The sequence below is a fragment of the Coprococcus sp. OM06-34AC genome, assembly GCF_003462545.1.
Lineage (GTDB): Bacteria > Bacillota > Clostridia > Lachnospirales > Lachnospiraceae > Coprococcus > Coprococcus aceti.
In genome coordinates, this window is the sequence record NZ_QTZF01000011.1 from 22391 (window position 1) to 36471 (window position 14081).

The following is a 14081-nucleotide window of genomic DNA, read 5'->3' on the forward strand; positions in this document are numbered from 1 at the left end:
TTCTATATGCATGCGGCTCTGCACGCGATAAGAGCGTTTGCGTGCGACGCCTTAGCACAGAAACTGCCGAAGTTCGGATGTATTCACTACCGATTGCCCATGTACCTACATGGACTTATATTTTTAGGTAAATATGCCTGTAACCTGTTATGCATTTTGAGTGATTGTGGCATAGATATATATTTTCACGCTTCAAACAATTGGTGACAAAGTTTAATGGTTTCAGGGTTTGTGCTGCTGCTGTAGAACTCCACAGTGCCCTTCTCTATGGAAGGCGTGAGAAGCTCAGCGATGCGCAGTCTCCTCTGAAGCTCCAGGGCGGTGCCGTGGGCTCCATTGAAGATCTTCACGTCAGGTCCGGCAATACGCTGTATAACCTTCTCCACAAATGGATAATGAGTGCAACCGAGAACGATGGCATCCACATGCTTCTCCAGAGATGGGGCGAGCAGTCCCTTCAGGAATTCTGTGATCTCCTCACCATCAAAAATTCCCTTTTCCACATAATCCGCAAGTCCCGGGCATGGAACTGGGTAAATATCGGACTCCTTTGAATAATGTTTCATGAGTTCATGAAATTTAGGTAGAGCCAGTGTGGCAGGGGTGGCCATGACAGCTACCTTGTCGTGCTCCTTCCACAGAACCGCAGGCTTCAGAGCCGGTTCAATACCGATGATCGGTATGGAAGGATACTGCTGTCTCAGTGTCGAGGCTGCAACACTTGTGGCGGTGTTGCAGGCGATGACGATCGCCTTCACATCCTTTGCGAGAAGAAAATTGGTACACTGCTCCGATCTCTCAAGAATAGCCTCTCTGGTCTTTGTTCCGTAAGGTGCGTGTGCCGAATCGCCAAAATATATATAATTTTCACAGGGCATGAGCTCCACGATGTCGCGGAGAACGCTTATTCCGCCTAGCCCTGAGTCGAATACTCCAATTGAACGTGTGTCCATAATAAAATCTCCAATGTTTTGTATCACTTGTATTGATGGTTTATCTCTAACCCAAAATTATACTATTATAGTCAATAAAAAACAACTTACGGAAGTATATATTATAGAAGTAACAGAAAATCCGGGCGTAAGGAAGATTAAATGTTTATAAACTGTATAGACTATTCACAAATAGTGGTGTTAGAATGATACGAGTCACAAAGAAAGGCGGATGATGACATGGCACGAGATTTGGTTTCTATAGTAAAAGAGAAAATGATTGAATACTATGCCGGGGATTCCAGACGGGTACATCACTTCCTGAAGGTTCATTCATTTGCGAAGCTGATAGCTGAGATGGAGGGCATGGAGCCCGACGAGATGCAGGTCCTGGAGATCGCAGCACTTGCCCACGATATAGGCATAAAGAACGCAGAACTGAAATATGGATATAATAATGGCAAGCTGCAGGAACAGGAGGGACCTCCTGAGGCAAGACGGCTGCTCAGAGAGGCAGGTGCAGAAGATGCCGCAGTGGAGAGGGCATGTTATCTGGTGGCACATCACCACACCTACAGGAATATAGACGGTCTGGATTATCAGATACTGGTGGAGGCCGATTTCCTCGTCAACATGTATGAGGATAAGGCGGACGCAGATACTATAAGGACGGCATACGATAATATATTTGCCACGGAATCCGGCAAAATGCTGTGCAGACAGCTCTTTTCGCTGGAATATTGAAAAAAAGATGAATTATGTTATACTTAACAGGTCAGAGATGGTGACAGTGTAGATGCCACTGTCAGATTTGGAGGAGAAAGATGAAGCTTTATATATCAAAGTTACTGTCTACAGCTTTGCCAATAGTAGGAGTGCTGTGTATATTTGGATTTGCATTTGCAGGAAATATAAGCATGGGCTGGATTCTGTTCGTAGTGCTTGCGCTTATATCAGGCATTATAAACACCATATTCTTCAGATGTCCGCACTGCGGCAAATCAATACCGGCAAACTGTACGGTCAACCAGAAGTATTGTCCTCTGTGTGGAGAGGATCTCGGTATGAAGCCTTCAAGAATAAGCTACTACGGAAAATGCCGCAAGAATAAGAACGGAGTTATGAGAGGTTATTCCACAGTTGGACCTATGGTATTCATAGTAAGCCTGCTCATACTGTTCCTCATTGTGGTGGCTGTATTTGGAGTGGACAGTCTCAATAAAGGTATGGGAAGGATTGCAGTCATACTTGCATTCTGTGTGAGCGCTATACTTGCGATATTCTGCAGGATAGCGGTATCATCGGCGGTGAAGATGGATGACAAGGCGATATATTTCAGTAAGATACCATTTATGTGGAGAAAATACGAGATAGATGATATAGTAGAGAATGAGCGCGTTGTAGAGCCGTTCTATCACGTGAACAGAGGATACATATTTGCAACCTCAAAGGGAATGGTGGCTATACCGATGGCATCATATGCAGGTGGCCAGGAGTTCTTTACGGAATTTACCTCAAGGATAGGCCAGAGCATGCCGGATGTGAGACCGGATCTTGTGTTGTCCAAGAGATCAGATCAGGCAAAGGCTGATGAAGAGCACTATGAGGAAGCGGTGAAGCTTTACAACGAGCATTACGGTGAGAAGAGATAATACACAATTAATTAATGAAAGGATAACGAGATGGACGTAAAAGACATTGGAAAAAAGATTGAGAACGTGGAGCTTGTTGAGGCTATGCACGCAGTTAGAGAAAATGAGAACAAGGATACACTTAAGCAGCTCTTTGAGTCAGTGGTCCATGCAGTATTTATAGTTCCTGCAAAGTTCGACCAGGAGCCAAAGCCTGATGAGAATGGAAAGGTTACATTCCAGGACGGAGTGAAGATCAACTTCTCACTTCTGACAAATGAGCAGGGAGACAAGGTACTTCCATGCTTCACAGATTATGAGTCGATGGCTTCATCGCAGTTTAACGATGGCTTCCAGAGAATAATACTTCCATATAAGCAGCTTGAGGATCTTGTGTTCAATTCAAATGGAAACATAAGCGGAATAGCTATGAATCCTTTCACTGAGAACTGCTTTATATCAGGAGAGTTTATCCGTCAGTACAGAGAGCGCTCACGTACAGGACTTGTACAGAGCAAGATCAAGCCAGGCGCAACAGTCAAGCTCAGAACACCAAAGTATCAGCCGATACAGATGCTTGATGCTGCAAGAGAGTATCTGGCAGACAAAGAGAATGTTGACAGAGCGTATATACAGATGATGGAGGAGCAGGGACAGGAGGATAAGTATCTTGTTGCTCTTGAGGTAAACGGAGACGAGAAGCCTGTATTTGCCGGACTCATACCTCTTATGAAGCCTCATTCATTTGGCATCGAGGTGGCACTGGTCAGAGCGGACAACATGCTTGGTAAGAAAGTGACAGAGGTGACAGAGCCGTTCTATGTTAGAGCCGGACTTGAAAATTAAATGAGAGGATCGTTATGTTAAAAAAATATCTGACTATATTTCTTATATCCATGGTACCAATACTTGAGCTTCGAGGCGCCATACCGTATTCGGTGGGCTTCGGACTTCCGAGTATACCGTCATTTATAGTGTGCGTCATAGGCAATATGATACCGGTTCCATTTATATACTGGTTTGCAAGACGTGTGCTTGAGTGGGGAAAAGACAAGAGATTCATAGGCAAATTCTTCACATGGTGTCTTGTGAAGGGAGAGCACGGCGGACAGAAGCTCATGGCAAAGTCCGGCACTGGAGTGTATATCGCACTTCTGCTGTTCGTGGGAATACCACTTCCGGGAACCGGGGCGTGGACAGGAACACTGGCAGCCAGCTTCCTTGAGCTTGACTGGAAGAAAAGCGTTATCATGGTCATGCTGGGAGTGATCATGGCAGGAGTGATCATGTACCTTGGAAGTATAGGATTGTTCGGAGCGATAGGTCTTTTGAAATAATACTGATATAAGTAAGATTTACAGAGAGGTTGATAAATATGGCATTTAATCCGGGAATGATGTTTAAGATCAAAGGAGCCTGGGAGCGGTTTGTCCAGAATCATCCAAAGTTCCCTATGTTCCTCAGAGCAGCCGCAGCCACAGGAATAAAGGAAGGCTATATAATAGAAGTGAAGATCACAGATACAGAGGGCAAGACCATTTGTACCAATGTGAAGCTCACAGATTCCGACATGGATCTCATAGATGTCATAAAAGACATGAGTACAAACGGAAGATAGACGGACAGGATCAAATATACTAGAAATTATATAAAAGACTTCTTGACTTGCATAGGTCGATTGTGTTATTGTAGACTTTGCGATGAAAGAGGTCTTTTTTTTGTGCCTTAAAATAACAATGGAGGTAAGTGGAAATGCGCGTTAAAATAACATTGGCATGTCAGGATTGTAAACAGCGTAATTACAATATGACAAAGGATAAGAAAACGCATCCAGACAGAATGGAAACAAAGAAGTACTGTAGATTCTGCAAGGCTCATACAGTACACAAGGAGACAAAATAGTCTGAACCAGTAAGGAGGAATAGAGTTATGTCTAAATCTAGTAAAGAAGAAAAGTCAAATACTCTCAAGAGAAGCTGGTTTCAGGAATTAAAGGGAGAGTTCAGAAAGATTACATGGCTTGACAAGAGCTCCCTTGCAAGACAGTCATTTGCGGTAGTTGTTTCCTCAGTCGTACTCGGCTGTATCATAGCTATCGTAGATTGGTTGATCCAGATTGGTTTGAATTTCATAGTTGGGTAAAGGATGGTGGAGAATATGTCAGAGGCAGAGAATGCAAGATGGTATGTTGTTCATACCTACTCAGGATATGAAAACAAAGTAAAGGCTGATATTGAGAAAACAAAAGAAAACAGAAATTTACAAGACCAGATTTTAGAGGTAGTCGTTCCGGTTGAAGATGCCACAGAGATTAAGAATGGTAAGCCAAAGTCGATCGAGAGAAAGATACTTCCTGGTTACGTTCTCATCAACATGATCATGAACGATGTTACATGGTATGTTGTGCGTAATACCAGAGGAGTTACAGGATTTGTCGGATCAGATCCAAGAAAGCCTGTACCACTCACTGATGAGGAGCTGAGCAATCTGTATCAGACCTCAGAGGAGGTTGTCATCGATGTTGAAGTGGGAGACTCAATAACGGTTACTTCAGGTGCCTGGGAAGGCACAGTAGCAACAATTAAGGCAATTAATACTGCAAAACAGACCGTAGCCATCGAAGTAGAAATGTTTGGTCGTGTGAATACTGTTGATATTGCGTTTGCTGATATCAAGAAGTTGTAATTATCAAGTGGATTGTACCACAGTATTTTGGAGGAATGCTAAAATGGCAAAGAAAGTAGAAGGATACATCAAATTACAGATACCTGCAGGAAAGGCAACTCCTGCACCACCTGTTGGACCAGCTCTTGGTCAGCACGGTGTAAATATCGTTGCTTTCACAAAGGAATTCAATGCAAGAACAGCTAATGAGGGTGACATGATCATTCCTGTTGTTATCACAGTATACCAGGATAAGAGCTTCAGCTTCATTACAAAGACTCCACCTGCATCACTTCTTATCAAGAAGGCATGTAACATCAAGTCAGGTTCTGCAAACTCAAAGAAGACTAAGGTTGCAACAATTTCTAAGGCTAAGGTTCAGGAGATCGCTGAACTTAAGATGAAGGATCTGAACGCTGCAAGCCTTGAGTCAGCTATGAGCATGATCGCTGGAACAGCTCGTTCAATGGGCGTTACAGTTGAAGAGTAATACAGATATTTAGTGGGAGGGTCGCTCCCGATATGACCACAGGAGGTTTATAATAATGATAAAGAGTAAGAAATATGTAGATGCAAGCAAGCTCTATGATAAGACAGCTGCTTACGAGGCAACTGAGGCAGTTGCTTTAGTTAAGAAGATGGCTTCAGCTAAGTTTGATGAGACAGTAGAGGCACACCTCAGACTCGGTGTTGATGGACGTCACGCTGATCAGCAGGTTCGTGGTGCTGTAGTTCTTCCACACGGAACAGGTAAGACTGTTAAGGTTCTCGTATTTGCAAAGGGTGCAAAGGTTGACGAGGCTCTTGCAGCAGGCGCTGATTACGCTGGTGGAGACGAGCTCGTACCAAAGATCCAGAACGAGGGATGGTTAGACTTCGACGTTGTTGTTGCAACACCTGACATGATGGGCGTTGTAGGACGTCTTGGTCGTGTACTTGGACCAAAGGGTCTCATGCCAAACCCTAAGGCTGGAACAGTTACTATGGATGTAGCTAAGGCTATCTCAGATATCAAAGCTGGTAAGATAGAGTACAGACTTGACAAAGCCAACATTATCCATGTGCCAGTGGGAAAAGTTTCTTTCACAGAGGAACAGTTAAACGAGAATTTCCAGACTTTAATAAATGCTATTGTTAAGGCAAAGCCAGCTGCTGCTAAGGGTCAGTACCTTAAGAGCGTTGTAATTGCTTCAACAATGGGCCCTGGTGTAAAGATTAACACAACAAGCTACGTATAAAAGCCGGTTGACCTGAGCATCAGTCACACAAAAGCCCCACACCACTATGAGATATCTTCAGGATATCGCGTAGGGTGTGGGGCTTTTTGTATGCAAAAAACGATGACAATAAATACTGATCAACATAAAATAGATTATCTAAATACATATTGACAACTATATCCAAAAGTAAGATACTGTATATAACATAAATGGAGAGGATGAGTATGGCAACAAAAATAAATATTAATACAAAACAGTTACATGCGGATATAAAGGCGTTGAAGGACGATATTGATGCGAGTATGCGCGAAAGACTTGTTATTCAGTGTGGATATGAAGAACTTGCGTCACAGTGGCGTGGACCTGCCGCAAAAACTTATGATGAAGGATTTCGAAATGCTATGACCAATATGAAGGCTTTATATAGTGATCTTAAGGATAAGATAGATGGCGTTTATGACATGTGTAAATTGTTTGAGAAGTGTGAAGCTTCTGTATTGGATAGGATTCAGGAACTCTGATCGAGCAAAATTCAGGAAGGAATGGTTATGTGAAAAGCGATACAGAAATAATAGTGGTGCCATTAAGGCAAATGTTGCTATTTGAAAAACTATATGCGCAGAACTTTGCGGATATGCTTGTGCGATTTGGAAGTATTATAGAAACATGCAACAAAATAAATGGTTATTGGGAAAGTGATGGCTGGACAGATATTTATGAAGATATGGCAGATAAATCAGATCGTATGAATGAGATCGTAGACGATATGTCTAAGTACTATGTGGATATTGTAAATATTACAGAAAGCTATGATGTTGTGGAAGCAATTAATGTGGATATTGGAGAATCTTTGTCGGGAGACGTAATTAACTAAAAGAAATATTGGGTTAAAAAGTAATATTAAGGGGTAAATGATGGACGGCACTGGTATAGAACTATATGTACATCTTGAGAAGCTGGAGGACGAAGTAGAACAATTTAATAACGTCAGTAAAAACTTTGGGGATTACATAGATATGTATAAAAGGCAGATGGATGTTATACGATACAGCAAAATGGCAGATGGGTTATATGACATGCCAGCACTTATAAGAACTTATGATGAGTTTGTGGAAGAAGCTGATCGGTTGAACAAGTTTTCAAAAGCTTTGCAAGATATATACAAAGAGTATAAGATGTGTAATGATACATATACTCAAATGGGTATAGACCTTGGAAATCAATATGCAATTACCCCGTGGGCAAAGACAAATGAAGGAAAGATAGTCATTGGAACGAGCATAATAGTGGGATTGCTGGTGATTGCTATTGTAGCACCAGAGGTTACTGCTGCAGCGATGTCTACTGGCACAATGACAAGTACAACAGCAGCAACTATGATAGAGACAGTAACGGCAGACATGGCGTGGGGTTCTCTAACAACATCTATGATGAATGCAGAGTATTCATGTTATATGGCATGCAAAAATGGAGAAAATCCTGCGGATGCCTTTGCTGATGCATATATGTGGGGTGCTTTGGAAGGTGGAGCCACTGGATTACTGGAAGGTTTTGGGGAGACGTTGGCTATAGTGAAAAGTGCAAAGACGATGACTAATACTGCAGCTTTTTTACAGCAATATAAAATAACCGGTTATGTAAATGGCGTTAACTTCGCAGTAATGGCGGGGAATTCGGCTTTGTCGACATCCATATATTGCGCCCAAGAGAAATCACATTGTAGAAACGTTTCGTTGGAGGATGCCGCAATTCAATATAAAGAGAATTTTACATATAATTTAGCGATAGATACTGCTGTTGGAATTGGCGAGAAATTTGTTGACGTAAAAAGAACAAAAAGTATAGAAAAAAATAAGGCAATGGAAGGAGAAAAGCGCAAGGTTGGAAAGCTTTCGACAAAAGAGAAAACTGTCCGGAAAATTACAAGTAAAAATGAAGGTTACAGTCAAAATCAGGCTTTTTTAAATGGAGAAAAATCAACGCGTAATGCTCAAGGAAGTATAAGTCCGACATTGTATAAGGATGGAAGTTGTATTGATGTCAGAAGTTATAATATTCAAAATGAAAGTGGAAGGGCAATGCTTATCAAAGATGTCACGACAAGAAGCCAGAAAATGAAAGCAAATTTGCCCACAGGAACAAAGCAGACAATAGTTATTGATGCAAGAGGACGGAGTATATCAAATAGAGATTTAAAAGATCTATACATGAAAGCAAAGTGTGCATTAGATAGCGATGTTGAAATTAAATTTATTAGGTAAGAAATGATTAGAGAAGATACAAATAAAAATATTATTGAAAGATTTCCAAGCATGGAGAGTGATCTCAAATTGCATGCGATTCCCCAACTTAATAAAAATAAAGAAGATATATGGACAGCTATAAAAATATTAGCATTTTATGCGGTTTTGGGCGTGTATGCGTATTATAAATATATGGAGATGACAGGTGAACCGCATCCAAGCCCTTCCGTTACAAGATATACGCTTATGCTTCTGGGGGCTGTACCAGTAGGAATAGTGATTGTTCTTGTGGTCTTATATGATAGTATTCGTGATTATTTACGAAATAGACCCTCAAGAAAGAAAATAAAAAAAATAAGAGAGAACTATTTGGAGGATGTTAGCAAGCAGATAATTTCTTATAGAGAAGCCGCTTTAGAATGGATGAACAAACGGTTTGTGCCGGCAGAGGATCTGATAAGAAGAATTATGAGGGGAGAGAAAAAGATTCGCAATCAGGGAGATGTAATGCTTACATATAGACTAGGAACAGGTGATCTGGATATATCAGAGCATATCATACTTCCCAATATGGTAAATACACCACAGAATATTAAGTTAAAGAGAACTTGTAAAAAACTCAAAGAGGAATACGGAATAATACATGATATCCCTAAAGCGATAAGTCTGGACGAGGTGGGATTACTTGGCGTAGTAGGACACGGTGACAAGAGGAAGGCATACGATATAGTTAGGGCATTGTCTACGCAGATTTTGGTAAGTGAAGTGCCAGAGAATCTTAAGGTTGCATTTGTGTATGATAGTGTTCATAGTAAGGGGTGGAATAAATATGAGTCGTTTACGAGAACTCAGATGGAGACGGGCATTAGTCTTGTAGCAGGCACTCCTGAAAAAAGAGGAAAAGTATTAGACATGCTGGCACAGGCAATCGAGGAAAGAAAGGCTTTGAATGGAGTCGGCGTAGAAAATATGAAACCGCGGTACATAGTGTTTGTAGATGATATGGCTTTATTGGAAAATCATAGAATTGTGGAAGCACTGCGTGATGATCTGTGTGTCTGTGCATTTACATTTATTTTGGTGGAGGATTGTATAGAGAAGCTTCCGGGAAATGTTGAATATGCACTTGTTGATTCATCGGAATTTTCAGGAGTCTATTCTATGTCAGATGGTTCATGTATGCCGGTGGTATTTGATAAATTATCAGAGCAAAAATTTGATAAATATATAAAGTACATGAAGAGTGAAAATAAAAACATTGCGGGGAGGTGATTTGTGTTGGAAAAAATAACAGATTATGAGTATGCTCAAATAGAATCCGCTATAAATGGTATATTGGGAATCCGAAATAATATAAGTCAATATATTCTAGATAGTTTATTTCAATCGGCAGAAAGCTTTAACAAGAATTGGAAGGGCGAAGCGGAGACCTTATTCGTAGGTAAACTTGAGCTGCTATACAATGCAATTAGTGACACAAATACCGCAGCATATAATATGGCAATGAGTATGAGTGAGCAGGCATCCGAAATTTATAAAAAACAAAATGAGAAATAATTTAATGGAAAAGGGAGAGCTAAAACAATGGCAGATACAAAGAAATATGGCTGGAATGTACAGATAGATGGTGTTCAATATCTGGTGGAGTACATGAAAGGAAGTATATTTATTAATGGTGGGGAGGCTTTCAAGCTCAGATCACTGGAGAGAACAGGCACCTTAAGAAAAGATAAACAGTTGAGCTATACAGTTCCGTTAGCAGGAAAAGAACTGAATCTGGTTATAAGCGCAGTGAGTGGTATCAGTCTCATTATGGATGGAATGGATCTGGGAACATATCCAGATGGTGCAGGAGCTAATCAAAAAGCTCCTGCCTGGATAGTAGTATTTTATGTATTATATTTTATAGACTATTGGGGAATAATGGGTGGTGCTGTTGGCGGTGCCATAGGAGGCTTGCTGCTCGGAACTGCGGCAGTCGTGACGTTTATGGTTGCTAAAAGTGAGAAGCTTTCTATGGGCGTGAAGTTGGTAATATGCATAGCATTGTACGTTGTTGCTACTGCGTTGGAGCTGGTTATAAGATCTGCATTAGCAGGGGTGTCTGGCCGGTACAGATAAAATAAAGCCACATACCATATGAAAAATCTGTAAGATATTTCGTGTGGTATGTGGCCTTGTTCTTTATCTTGTATAACTAACTAGGAAATGGTTCCGTTAGCTGAACATGATATAGTAACTGATTTAGTAACTGTCTGAAGCAGTACGCCTTTTGAGGAGTACTTTTTCCCAACTGTACTAGCAGTTGCTTTGTTGCCAGATCTTGAACAAGAAGGTGTGGCTACCTTCCAGTATGAGCTATTAGAAGTTGCTACAGCTTTAGCGGATGTGCATGTGCTGGAAGAACCTGTATAACGGAATGTTGCTGCAATCTGAAGACTCCAGAGAACGTTTCCGTTAGAATCATTGCAGTATATAGTTTTGGAAGCACTTTTGGTTTTTGTGGCTCTACTCAGAGATGGCTGAGATGGCATTTCCTCGATAACTTCCACAAATGTAAGAGAGTCATCGCTCGTATCTTCTTCTGCGGCCTTAACAGTTGGAACGTTTATTGTAGACAAACAGATGAAGATCATACAACATATAGCTAATAATCTACGTAATTTTTTATTCATATTTATTCCTCCGTATCAGTATTATTGTTATTATCATTATTCTGAGTTTCCGAGCTATTATTTAATTGTGCGTCTTCAGCAGAATCTATCCGTGATTTATCAGATAAATCATCTGGCGTTACACCCTCTTGAATGACAATAGTAGTTGATGCAATATCACTACGTCTGGATATCTGCCATTCCTTATACAACATAATTGATATACATATTGCAAAAACCAGTATAACAGAAAGCGCGGTAATGAAAATATATTTTCCATATTTCTTTCCGTTCATGTTGTGGCATATAGTATCTGTGCCTAAATATTCAATATATGTATTGGCACAATCTTTAGGACTTCCAAACTTTTCAGACAGATGTGATACTGTGATCAACTCGCCATCAAAACTTACTGCGTAATCATACATAGAACTACGCAACATCTTTAAATATCTCTTTTCCCCCTTTCTGTATATTGGAAACTCTTTTTTAATAGCTTTAATATACTTATCTACAGTTTTTTCGTTTTTTTCATATGCTGAGTTGGTGTTCACTTTCATTCTCCTTTTAATACAATTTCAATATGAACTAATATTATTTTATACTAAAATATCAGAAAATCAATAATGCTTTTGACATTAATAAACAAATTTTGTCAAAATGTGGCTGTTAGTTACAAAAATATAAACAAATAAATTTAGAAAAACAAAACCATTGTTGACAAAACGGTTTAAAAGATGTAATACTAAAAATGCAAAATAATTGAATGGAGAAAGATTATGTCGGATAAGATAAATGTCGATACAAGGAAGCTGCACACAGATCTTGTGACTATACAGGACTGTCTGGATCAAAGCACAATTGACAGACGAAACATCCAGAATGATTATCAAGATCTTATTAAAGAATGGAAAGGCCCTGCAGCAGACTCATTTAATACAAAATTTGAGAACAGCGATAGTAAAGTTAAATCCATGTATGAGGATCTTCAAAAGAAAGTGGACTCATTGCTTGATGTATGCAATACGTTTGAGACTTGTGAAAAAAATGTAATTGCTCTGATTGGCTAGGGTGCTTAATAACGGAGGGAAAGTATGTATGTTGAGACGGTGAAAGTACCGATAAATAAACTGGAAACATTTCATGATACCTTGAGCAAGGGGGCAACAGATCTGGGAAATCAGTATGATACGATCATATCAACCTGTGGCAAGATACAGGAATATTGGGAGAGTGAAGGCTGGGCAGATATTTATTCTGATCTTGTATCGAAGATGGATACTATGCAGGCATTTATGAAGGATATGTATTCGTATGGTGATACCTTGGGTGAGGTTATAGGAAACTACATCACTGCTGAAGTTGTGAATGGTGATATGACCTCATCGTTACCAGATAACATAATTCGCTGAAGGGATGTAAGCACATGGAAAAAAAGATTAGTGATTTGGAATATTCAGAAATAGCAGCGGCTATAAATGGCTACTTGAATTCAGAAGCAAGTATAAAGCAGTATGTTTTATCTGATTTGGGAAGTGAAGTCGAGACTATAAGAAAAAACTGGAAAGGGGATGCAAGTGACAAATATATTGGAAAACTCGAGAGTGTATACAATGACATATCCAATACATGTACAGCACTTGAAAATTTAGGCGTGGGTATGAGCCGGGAGGCTTCAAATATATACCAAAATCAATAATAGAAGGAAGGATCAAGTATGGGAGCATTTTCAGTAACATCGTCAGAGATGACGAAAAGAACAACAGAGCTTCGCTCGAAAAATCAGTCTCTTAAGAAGCAGATAACCAAGCTCAGAGACAGTAAGGAGGCTCTGAACAGTACATGGGATGGTAGCGCGAAAAAAGCTTTCAGCTCTGCAGTTGAGAGTGATGTTTCACAGATGACAAATTTTAGTAATCTGATAGAACAGTATTGTTCAGCGCTGGACAATATAATAGCTAATTATGAAACTACAGAAGCCACAAATGCAAATACAGTGGCTCAGAGAAAGTATTAAAGGGAGGAAAATACAGATATGTCAGATATGAATTTGAAAGTCACCCCGGCGGAATTGGAGGCTAAGGCTGCTGATTTTAAATCAGTTATGACTCAGACGAAATCGTTGACAGATGATATGATGAATGATGTCACTGGACTTTCATCATCATGGACAGGAGATGCGTCTGCATCGTATATAAACAAATTTAGAAAACTGCAGACGGATATGGATACCATGGGCCGAATGATTAATGAACATGTAAATAATCTTGCAGAACTTGCTAAAGAATATACGACAACAGAGAAAAAGAATGCAGCGGCAACGGAATCGCTTGCAGCAAATATTATTTCGTAGGAAAGAAGTGCCATCTCTGATAGCCATCAGAGATGGCATTTTGAGATTGAGGAGGTTATTATGATTGAATTTAAGAAATATCTGCCGATCGGTTCGGTTGTGTTATTAGAGAACGCAAATAAAAGGTTGATGATATATGGAAGATTGCAGAAGGCAGAGGATTCAGATAGCGTAAGGGATTATATAGGATGCCTGTATCCAGAGGGAAATATATCTACAAAACAGACGTATATGTTTGACCATGACCAGATAGAACGGGTATATTTTGTTGGATTTCAGGACCCGGAAGAGTTTGAATTTGTTGACAAATACCTGAATGAGGAAAATAATGGAAAATAGAGGAGTTCTTTTGTATGTAGACTTGGGCAAGCTTGAAGATGAACC

Annotated in this window: 25 protein-coding genes; 22 read left to right on the top strand and 3 right to left on the bottom strand. The window is 40.1% G+C overall.

The features are described from left to right. Nucleotides 1-185 precede the first annotated feature (185 nt). Complete coding sequence (gene murI, locus DXB91_RS13540) at nt 186-953, bottom strand: glutamate racemase (RefSeq protein WP_015533484.1); 768 nt, start codon at nt 951-953, stop codon at nt 186-188. A 219-nt stretch (nt 954-1172) separates the two neighbouring features. Here murI and DXB91_RS13545 point away from each other — a divergent pair, with 219 nt between their 5' ends. From DXB91_RS13545 to DXB91_RS13620, 16 genes are all read left to right on the top strand, one after another. Then, the gene (locus tag DXB91_RS13545; RefSeq protein WP_117548519.1) at nt 1173-1676 is read left to right on the top strand and encodes an HD domain-containing protein; all 504 of its coding nucleotides are present in this window, start codon (nt 1173-1175) and stop codon (nt 1674-1676) included. Nucleotides 1677-1756: 80 nt separating this feature from the next. After that, a complete protein-coding gene (locus DXB91_RS13550; RefSeq protein WP_022216199.1) occupies nt 1757-2584 on the top strand; it encodes a zinc ribbon domain-containing protein in 828 nt (275 codons plus the stop codon). A gap of 30 nt (nt 2585-2614) precedes the next feature. Next, nucleotides 2615-3409 (top strand): enhanced serine sensitivity protein SseB, encoded by a 795-nt coding sequence (locus tag DXB91_RS13555; protein ID WP_015533482.1) that lies wholly within the window; start codon nt 2615-2617, stop codon nt 3407-3409. A 14-nt stretch (nt 3410-3423) separates the two neighbouring features. After that, nucleotides 3424-3900, top strand: coding sequence for a COG2426 family protein (locus DXB91_RS13560; protein ID WP_022216200.1), 477 nt, complete (start codon nt 3424-3426; stop codon nt 3898-3900). Between the two features lie 38 nt (nt 3901-3938). Beyond that, nucleotides 3939-4181 (top strand): hypothetical protein, encoded by a 243-nt coding sequence (locus DXB91_RS13565; protein ID WP_055280684.1) that lies wholly within the window; start codon nt 3939-3941, stop codon nt 4179-4181. Nucleotides 4182-4315: 134 nt separating this feature from the next. Further along, entirely contained in the window at nt 4316-4465 is a 150-nt protein-coding gene (gene rpmG / locus DXB91_RS13570) for a 50S ribosomal protein L33 (RefSeq protein ID WP_004849439.1), read from the top strand. A 27-nt stretch (nt 4466-4492) separates the two neighbouring features. After that, complete coding sequence (gene secE, locus DXB91_RS13575) at nt 4493-4705, top strand: preprotein translocase subunit SecE (RefSeq protein WP_015533480.1); 213 nt, start codon at nt 4493-4495, stop codon at nt 4703-4705. A 15-nt stretch (nt 4706-4720) separates the two neighbouring features. Next, nucleotides 4721-5248, top strand: coding sequence for a transcription termination/antitermination protein NusG (gene nusG, locus DXB91_RS13580; protein ID WP_015533479.1), 528 nt, complete (start codon nt 4721-4723; stop codon nt 5246-5248). Nucleotides 5249-5291: 43 nt separating this feature from the next. Then, on the top strand, nt 5292-5717 hold the full coding sequence (gene rplK, locus DXB91_RS13585) for a 50S ribosomal protein L11 (protein ID WP_015533478.1): 426 nt from the start codon (nt 5292-5294) through the stop codon (nt 5715-5717). A gap of 55 nt (nt 5718-5772) precedes the next feature. After that, entirely contained in the window at nt 5773-6465 is a 693-nt protein-coding gene (gene rplA / locus DXB91_RS13590; protein WP_015533477.1) for a 50S ribosomal protein L1, read from the top strand. Between the two features lie 206 nt (nt 6466-6671). Next, nucleotides 6672-6968, top strand: coding sequence for a hypothetical protein (locus tag DXB91_RS13595; protein WP_022216202.1), 297 nt, complete (start codon nt 6672-6674; stop codon nt 6966-6968). 29 nt (nt 6969-6997) lie between these two features. Next, nucleotides 6998-7321, top strand: a complete 324-nt coding sequence (locus DXB91_RS13600) for a hypothetical protein (protein ID WP_022216203.1) — start codon at nt 6998-7000, stop codon at nt 7319-7321. Between the two features lie 40 nt (nt 7322-7361). Further along, a complete protein-coding gene (locus DXB91_RS13605; RefSeq protein ID WP_118018459.1) occupies nt 7362-8708 on the top strand; it encodes a hypothetical protein in 1347 nt (448 codons plus the stop codon). Nucleotides 8709-8711: 3 nt separating this feature from the next. After that, on the top strand, nt 8712-9962 hold the full coding sequence (locus DXB91_RS13610; RefSeq protein ID WP_118018461.1) for a hypothetical protein: 1251 nt from the start codon (nt 8712-8714) through the stop codon (nt 9960-9962). A 6-nt stretch (nt 9963-9968) separates the two neighbouring features. Next, on the top strand, nt 9969-10247 hold the full coding sequence (locus DXB91_RS13615; RefSeq protein ID WP_133300891.1) for a hypothetical protein: 279 nt from the start codon (nt 9969-9971) through the stop codon (nt 10245-10247). A gap of 27 nt (nt 10248-10274) precedes the next feature. Then, nucleotides 10275-10811 (top strand): hypothetical protein, encoded by a 537-nt coding sequence (locus DXB91_RS13620; protein WP_118018463.1) that lies wholly within the window; start codon nt 10275-10277, stop codon nt 10809-10811. Between the two features lie 80 nt (nt 10812-10891). Here the strand turns inward: DXB91_RS13620 and DXB91_RS13625 are convergent, their stop codons facing one another. Both DXB91_RS13625 and DXB91_RS13630 read right to left on the bottom strand, forming a co-directional pair. Next, nucleotides 10892-11365, bottom strand: coding sequence for a hypothetical protein (locus tag DXB91_RS13625; RefSeq protein ID WP_055280679.1), 474 nt, complete (start codon nt 11363-11365; stop codon nt 10892-10894). 2 nt (nt 11366-11367) lie between these two features. After that, entirely contained in the window at nt 11368-11898 is a 531-nt protein-coding gene (locus tag DXB91_RS13630) for a DUF6120 family protein (protein ID WP_118018465.1), read from the bottom strand. 225 nt (nt 11899-12123) lie between these two features. Here DXB91_RS13630 and DXB91_RS13635 point away from each other — a divergent pair, with 225 nt between their 5' ends. From DXB91_RS13635 to DXB91_RS13660, 6 genes are read left to right on the top strand one after another with little or no spacing between them, the layout of a single operon-like run. Further along, nucleotides 12124-12414: a WXG100 family type VII secretion target gene (locus DXB91_RS13635; RefSeq protein ID WP_118018467.1), complete on the top strand. Its 291-nt coding sequence runs from the start codon at nt 12124-12126 to the stop codon at nt 12412-12414. A 24-nt stretch (nt 12415-12438) separates the two neighbouring features. Next, complete coding sequence (locus tag DXB91_RS13640; RefSeq protein ID WP_118018469.1) at nt 12439-12756, top strand: hypothetical protein; 318 nt, start codon at nt 12439-12441, stop codon at nt 12754-12756. A 14-nt stretch (nt 12757-12770) separates the two neighbouring features. Then, the gene (locus DXB91_RS13645; RefSeq protein WP_055273954.1) at nt 12771-13043 is read left to right on the top strand and encodes a WXG100 family type VII secretion target; all 273 of its coding nucleotides are present in this window, start codon (nt 12771-12773) and stop codon (nt 13041-13043) included. A gap of 18 nt (nt 13044-13061) precedes the next feature. Further along, a complete protein-coding gene (locus tag DXB91_RS13650) occupies nt 13062-13361 on the top strand; it encodes a WXG100 family type VII secretion target (protein ID WP_015533472.1) in 300 nt (99 codons plus the stop codon). Nucleotides 13362-13379: 18 nt separating this feature from the next. Further along, nucleotides 13380-13697 (top strand): WXG100 family type VII secretion target, encoded by a 318-nt coding sequence (locus DXB91_RS13655; protein WP_118018471.1) that lies wholly within the window; start codon nt 13380-13382, stop codon nt 13695-13697. Between the two features lie 60 nt (nt 13698-13757). Beyond that, a complete protein-coding gene (locus tag DXB91_RS13660) occupies nt 13758-14036 on the top strand; it encodes a DUF4176 domain-containing protein (RefSeq protein ID WP_118018473.1) in 279 nt (92 codons plus the stop codon). Nucleotides 14037-14081: the final 45 nt, after the last annotated feature.

Coding starts and splice junctions, on each gene's coding strand:
- murI (WP_015533484.1), bottom strand. CDS start 953: ATGGACACACGTTCAATTGGAGTATTCGACTCAGGGCTAGGCGGAATA.
- DXB91_RS13545 (WP_117548519.1), top strand. CDS start 1,173: ATGGCACGAGATTTGGTTTCTATAGTAAAAGAGAAAATGATTGAATAC.
- DXB91_RS13550 (WP_022216199.1), top strand. CDS start 1,757: ATGAAGCTTTATATATCAAAGTTACTGTCTACAGCTTTGCCAATAGTA.
- DXB91_RS13555 (WP_015533482.1), top strand. CDS start 2,615: ATGGACGTAAAAGACATTGGAAAAAAGATTGAGAACGTGGAGCTTGTT.
- DXB91_RS13560 (WP_022216200.1), top strand. CDS start 3,424: ATGTTAAAAAAATATCTGACTATATTTCTTATATCCATGGTACCAATA.
- DXB91_RS13565 (WP_055280684.1), top strand. CDS start 3,939: ATGGCATTTAATCCGGGAATGATGTTTAAGATCAAAGGAGCCTGGGAG.
- rpmG (WP_004849439.1), top strand. CDS start 4,316: ATGCGCGTTAAAATAACATTGGCATGTCAGGATTGTAAACAGCGTAAT.
- secE (WP_015533480.1), top strand. CDS start 4,493: ATGTCTAAATCTAGTAAAGAAGAAAAGTCAAATACTCTCAAGAGAAGC.
- nusG (WP_015533479.1), top strand. CDS start 4,721: ATGTCAGAGGCAGAGAATGCAAGATGGTATGTTGTTCATACCTACTCA.
- rplK (WP_015533478.1), top strand. CDS start 5,292: ATGGCAAAGAAAGTAGAAGGATACATCAAATTACAGATACCTGCAGGA.
- rplA (WP_015533477.1), top strand. CDS start 5,773: ATGATAAAGAGTAAGAAATATGTAGATGCAAGCAAGCTCTATGATAAG.
- DXB91_RS13595 (WP_022216202.1), top strand. CDS start 6,672: ATGGCAACAAAAATAAATATTAATACAAAACAGTTACATGCGGATATA.
- DXB91_RS13605 (WP_118018459.1), top strand. CDS start 7,362: ATGGACGGCACTGGTATAGAACTATATGTACATCTTGAGAAGCTGGAG.
- DXB91_RS13610 (WP_118018461.1), top strand. CDS start 8,712: ATGATTAGAGAAGATACAAATAAAAATATTATTGAAAGATTTCCAAGC.
- DXB91_RS13620 (WP_118018463.1), top strand. CDS start 10,275: ATGGCAGATACAAAGAAATATGGCTGGAATGTACAGATAGATGGTGTT.
- DXB91_RS13625 (WP_055280679.1), bottom strand. CDS start 11,365: ATGAATAAAAAATTACGTAGATTATTAGCTATATGTTGTATGATCTTC.
- DXB91_RS13635 (WP_118018467.1), top strand. CDS start 12,124: ATGTCGGATAAGATAAATGTCGATACAAGGAAGCTGCACACAGATCTT.
- DXB91_RS13640 (WP_118018469.1), top strand. CDS start 12,439: ATGTATGTTGAGACGGTGAAAGTACCGATAAATAAACTGGAAACATTT.
- DXB91_RS13645 (WP_055273954.1), top strand. CDS start 12,771: ATGGAAAAAAAGATTAGTGATTTGGAATATTCAGAAATAGCAGCGGCT.
- DXB91_RS13650 (WP_015533472.1), top strand. CDS start 13,062: ATGGGAGCATTTTCAGTAACATCGTCAGAGATGACGAAAAGAACAACA.
- DXB91_RS13655 (WP_118018471.1), top strand. CDS start 13,380: ATGTCAGATATGAATTTGAAAGTCACCCCGGCGGAATTGGAGGCTAAG.
- DXB91_RS13660 (WP_118018473.1), top strand. CDS start 13,758: ATGATTGAATTTAAGAAATATCTGCCGATCGGTTCGGTTGTGTTATTA.